The following is a 5,421-nucleotide window of genomic DNA, read 5'->3' as shown; positions in this document are numbered from 1 at the left end:
AGCCGCAGCCCTGGCCGGAGCCGGTCCCGGAGATCGCCGCGGCGATCCGGGCGATGTACAGAGGGCGACGTGAGGTGCCGTTGGCTGTGCAGGTCACCCGGCGGTAGACCTGTTCAGCTCGGCGTGCGCCGAGCTGGTCGCCCGCACAGGGCGCGGGCTTCCGGCTTCGTCCGGCATGGTTCGCTCGCCGAGTTACGCCGGACGGGCCGTCCCTGCTCGGCCCGGACCGGCACCGCCGATCGATGCGGCTGGGCTACGCGTCCCTGATCGTCACAACGAGCACACCGAAGTGGCACGCACTCGGACCAACCTGACGCGCACCTCCGGCAATACTCCATGCCGGGCAGGGAATGAAGGTCTGCTTCGCCTCGTGGACTCCCGCACCAGCGCGTCGACCTCCCCGGCATGCTGTGGCGGGGACAGGTAACCGCGTCCCGAAACCGAGCGCCCACTTGACACTCTATGGGGGTATTCGGGCCCACGTCGGGACACCGACCGCACCTGTCCCAATGTGGGCCAGCCGACATTTCCGCAGTTCACAGGGCAAAACCGCCTGTCCCGTCAAGGTGTCCCAGGTGGACTCCAGGAGGGACAGGCGGGACAGCAAAAAACCCTCTGTCTCAACCAGTTTCGGGAAGTAGGAGCCGTGTAGTAGCGTGCAACTCCCTCCTCGGACACAGCATCTACCCCAGGTCAACCCTTTGACCTGGGGTTTTTGGTGCAGAAGTAGCCGATTTCCCAACACCTCAGCTCTCCACCTGCACGTTTACCAGTGGGGGGTGCAAACCCCTTTCGGATACGCACCTCCCCGCCGGTTGTCTCGGCCGCATGTGTCTCAAGCCCCAACTCGCCGCCGAGATAACCACAGCGCCATCAACTTGACCCGTAGCCCTTGGGATCGCGGGCCATTTGCGCGGATGCGGTCGGCTGCCCCTTCGTGCTCCCACACCTGAACGACCAGCCAGTCGGCGGCCGTCAGCTCAAGATCGGTACCCCGATCCCTCCGCACGATGCCCTCCAACCAACGCGAATCAGCCAAACCGCCTTTTTATGATCTTGGACTGGTTGATACCGACTGAGGTGGAAAAATGGCTAGTGAGCAGAGGTCTCGCAAAACCGCCTGAACCTCACCGCTCTGTCGCACGAGCCAGCCAGCACCACATCACCGTGGACCAAGATCCTCGCCCCACATCACTCGTTGCGCGGATGCGCGCATGTGATCGAAAACGTAGCGTTGCACGTCGGTGTCGATCACACAGTACCGGTTGCAGTTCGTCTAGTGTCACGCGCCGGAAATTCGTGAGATATATCGTGCGAGGGAGTCAAGGATCTCTTCCGCGGTCTTCTTCCAGACGAACGGCTTCGGATCCTCGTTCCAGCTCTTGATCCACTCCCGGACGTCTTTCTCCAGCGCTGCAACGCTTTTGTGGACGCCACGACGAAGGAGTTGATCGGTGAGGAAGCCAAACCAGCGCTCGACCTGGTTAATCCAGGACGAACCGGTGGGAGTGAAATGCATATGGAAACGCGGATGCCTGGCCAGCCACGCGTTGATGGCGGGCGTCTTGTGAGTGGACAGGTTGTCGCACACCAGATATACGTCCAACTCAGCGGGAACGGTCTTGTCGATGGTGACCAGGAACTTCTTGAACTCCACCGCCCGACGCCGCCGGTGGATCTCGGAGATCACCGTGCCATCGGCGATGTCGAACGCCGCGAACAGACTGGTCACACCGTGGCGGACGTAGTCATGGCTGCGGCGTTCCGGCATCCCGGGCATCGCCGGCAGCACCGGCTGGGACCGATCCAGCGCCTGCATGCCCGACTTCTCATCCACACACAACACCACCGCCTTCTCCGGCGGATTGTGGTACAGGCCAACAACATCGACGACCTTGTTCACGAACAACGGATCGCTCGACAGCTTGAACCTGTCGACAAGATGCGGTTTGAGCTCGAACTTTCGCCAGATCCGCCCGATCGTGGATTTGGACAACCCCGACTTCTCCGCCATTGACTTACGCGACCAGTGCGTCGCGTTCTTCGGCGTCTCTTCCAGCGTCGCGGTGATCACCTCCTCGACCTTGTCCAACAGGATCGAGGGCGGCCGACCGGGCCGAGGCTCGTCGACCAAGCCCTCCAACCGCTTGTCCACGAACCGTCGCCGCCACTTGTTCACAGTGTTCGCCGATATCCGTAGATCAGCGGCGACCTGCTTGTTGGTCATCCCCTGCTCCGCACACGCCAGCACAATCCGCGACCGCAACGCCAGGGCCTGCGACGACTTCGCCCGCCGCGACCACCGAACCAACTGCCCACGCTCGGCATCGGTCAACACCAACTCCGCTTTCGGACGCCCAGTTCGAGACACAACAACCATCGTAACGACTTAACACGCCAATTTCCGGCGCAGGACACTAGTGCCCCATAGGAGGAATGGTGTTGAAGCCGGCAGAAGACGTGCTGGGGGATCTCGCTCAACGCTCGAACATCTCTCTCCACTCGGATTCCGGTCTGGTCAGCGCCGTAGACCGCGCCGCAGCGAAGTACGACGAGAAGCGCGCGAAGAAGCAAGCCGAGAAAGACATGAAGGACAAGGACACCGCCTTGCGGCGGAAGCCCGAGCTACAGCCCATACCCGCCCGGGGCGAGCGAACCGTCCAGCTGACTCCGTGGGCCGTGCTGCATGCGCTCGGCCAGGCCATCGCGCTATCAAGACAAGGAGCCGCACGCGGACTCGCTGAGCACTGGGGAGCGCTGAAGTACAGCCAGGCGCTGACCGGCGACACCGGTTCCTTCATGAAGCTGTCCGCTGAGGGCAAGGTGACGGCGAAGCACTACAAGACCCTCCAGTCGGGCGAGCTCGGGATCGGCTTCGCCCTGGCGGCGGCCCAGCGGATCTTGGCGCAGCACCATCCGGACCACGTCGTCTCGATCGTGCCCGCGGACACGACGCTGCTCGCCGGCTGGAGCGCACGAGGTACCTACCACCCGCAGTTCTGCGCCGAACTGTGGAAGCCGGGCGAACCGTCCCTGGCACTCCCGATCGCCTGCAAGGGCAACCACAGCAACGCCAAGTACTCCCACGGCCAACTCGCCTCCGCGTCAGCTCACGTGGAAGCGGTGCACATCGGGCCCTGGAACGAGACCCCTGCCCTGATCTTCAGCACCGAACTACCCCCGGACGGCCACGTCACCGTCCACGCACTCCACGCCGAGGGACGCGGCGGCCGACTGAGCGAGGCCAACGCCGAGGGTGGTGCTCTGGACATCAAGTCCAACGAGATGCACCACTACCCCGAAATCCGAGTGCCCGCCGAGGGCGACAAGCCTCCTTCCTCGGTCACCGGATTCCACGTCACGCCGGAGCGGTACGAATGGTTCGGGCGGGTGCTCGCGCGCACGGCCGCCGCTGGCGTGACGGCCTTCGCCGGCGACGGCGAAGCGACCACCCAGTACCTGACCAAGCGCCAAGGGCAGAAGCACTTCAGCGGCTTCGCGCATGCGGCCGCCGGTAGCGTGCAGGATGCTGATCACACTCTCCTCGACATTCCCTTCGCCGGCACGGACCACGTCTTCCGGCTCAACGGGACCCGTGTTGAGGCCTTCTCTGGCGTAGAGACCGCCCTGTTAGACCTCCTGACGCGCGGCCAAGTGGAGCAGTACCGCCGCAAGATTTACGAGCGCCGCTCCTCCTGGCCCAGCGATTCCTGGGACCATTCGTGGAACGGCCCGGTGTCGGTCCACCCGGATGGAACCGTGCTCGCCATTCGCCTGCTCTCCTGACGTGAAGCAGAAATCGACCCAAGCAGATCAAATTCCACTCGGGTCGAAATAGCTTATTCTTTCATCTTCCGCCGCTAACTAGCTGGATGCAAGCGACTTGACTCCCGCGCGATACGGAACAAGTTCAGTTTCATCGGAACGCCTCATTCGAATCGCTTCATCGAGGTGCACCAAGAAAAGTTGAAGCGCCCCAACTATCGGCTGCTCATCCGGGAACGTCAGCTTCCCGTCGCGCTCCATCATCCGCAAATGTTCCGCCAACGACCGCGGACTCACCTGAAGCCGGAGCGGGGTATCGAGATCGACATCCTGCCAAGACCGAATCTCGACGTAACCTTCAGGCGAGCTTCGCACTTGCTCATCACTGAGCCTGAACAAGAATTCCTCGAAGACACTCTGGTCATCCGTTCGGTCCAAATTCATAATGATCCGTCTCTCAGCGCGCGGGGAATGCTGTGATGATTTTCTGGTCCCCACTTGCTACCGACACGATGGGGCGGTAGGTATCTACGACATTACCATGGGAATCACGAATCTGGACTGGCGCTCGATACGTCCAGGTGTCGTTGTTCTTGTTGTAGACCGGGAATCCCGGCTCGGGAACCTTGAGGATCTCTGCGATAGCGAAGTCGGCAAACGACCGCCAGTCGCTGCCTACTCGCGCAGCCAGGTTCTGCCAGTCCGCCATGTGGCGGTCCTTGATATGCCGGTAACCGAAACCAGCGGTTCCGCAGAGCAGGTTCGATGCTCCCCCCGCACCAGGAGCCCCACTGCGTGGGAAGGCGCGAACCAGCTTGTCCGCTGGGGAATTCGTGCCGCACGCACCCCAGATCTCCCTAGCGCTGGCACCAGTGAAGCGAACGCCAGCAACGTCGATGGTGTACGTCTCTGGTTGAGCCTGGCTCACCGCCAAGCTCGACGCCGACTGCGATGTTGAGGCAGTTGCTGGTGCAGCCACGCCCACTGCCGACAGTGCGCTAAAAGCAAGAACTGCCCCAAGCACACGAGCACGGAGTTTCTTCAACATGAATGCAGACCTCCCCAGTGGATCTTTCCGAATATCTGGCAGGATAACGATCACCGGAAACCTGCGCGACCGCGAACATCCGAAATGGTGAAATTGGGCCAGTCACGATCGCGACGGTCACCACGACAACGGCCACACCTCAACAGGCAGCAAATTTTGACTGAAGTCGTCGCTGCGGAAGGCGAATCCAAACTCGGGGTTGTGGAGCGGGGAAGCTACCTACCAATTTCGGTCGGCCTTCGACGGCGGGTCGACCAAGTAGCCGGAGACCGGCGACTGTTTCCACGCATCGAGTAAGGCGTTGGAGACCTACGGCTCCACGCTGACATGGGCTCAAGACCAAGCGGCCAAGGCGAGCCTGTCCCACCAAGACGCCCCAGATGGACTCCCGACTGGACAGACGGAACAGCAAGCAGCTCCCTACCTCACCCAATGCCGGGAAGGTGAAGGCGTATAGTCAGCGTGCAAGTCCCTTTCGGACACACTTACCAGCTACACGCGGAGCGGTCGTCACCTAGACCTTCATCAAGCGTGTCGGGTGGGTAGATCCGGCCTGAGGTAAGGCAAAGGCCTTATCCTGCTTGGGTTTGCGACTCCAACGCATCCCA

The 5,421-nt window shown here is 61.9% G+C and carries 3 protein-coding genes; 1 reads left to right on the top strand and 2 read right to left on the bottom strand.

Translation table 11 applies throughout. The features are described 5' to 3' along the window. Positions 1-1,282: 1,282 nt before the first annotated feature. Entirely contained in the window at positions 1,283-2,380 is a 1,098-nt protein-coding gene (locus ACWDKQ_RS34955) for an IS630 family transposase (RefSeq protein WP_450143040.1), read from the bottom strand. Positions 2,381-2,436: 56 nt separating this feature from the next. Here ACWDKQ_RS34955 and ACWDKQ_RS34950 point away from each other — a divergent pair, with 56 nt between their 5' ends. Further along, positions 2,437-3,786, top strand: a complete 1,350-nt coding sequence (locus ACWDKQ_RS34950) for a hypothetical protein (protein WP_450143039.1) — start codon at positions 2,437-2,439, stop codon at positions 3,784-3,786. Between the two features lie 436 nt (positions 3,787-4,222). Here the strand turns inward: ACWDKQ_RS34950 and ACWDKQ_RS34945 are convergent, their stop codons facing one another. Beyond that, positions 4,223-4,813, bottom strand: a complete 591-nt coding sequence (locus ACWDKQ_RS34945) for a hypothetical protein (RefSeq protein WP_450143038.1) — start codon at positions 4,811-4,813, stop codon at positions 4,223-4,225. Between the last annotated feature and the right edge of the window lie 608 nt (positions 4,814-5,421).

The sequence above is a fragment of the Saccharopolyspora sp. NPDC000995 genome, from assembly GCF_053599315.1.
This window is presented reverse-complemented; position numbering and strand designations above follow the sequence as displayed.

Excerpts from the sequence above, each read along its gene's own strand:
- ACWDKQ_RS34950 (WP_450143039.1), top strand. The coding sequence starts at position 2,437 with ATGGTGTTGAAGCCGGCAGAAGACGTGCTGGGGGATCTCGCTCAACGC.
- ACWDKQ_RS34945 (WP_450143038.1), bottom strand. The coding sequence starts at position 4,813 with ATGTTGAAGAAACTCCGTGCTCGTGTGCTTGGGGCAGTTCTTGCTTTT.
- ACWDKQ_RS34955 (WP_450143040.1), bottom strand. The coding sequence starts at position 2,380 with ATGGTTGTTGTGTCTCGAACTGGGCGTCCGAAAGCGGAGTTGGTGTTG.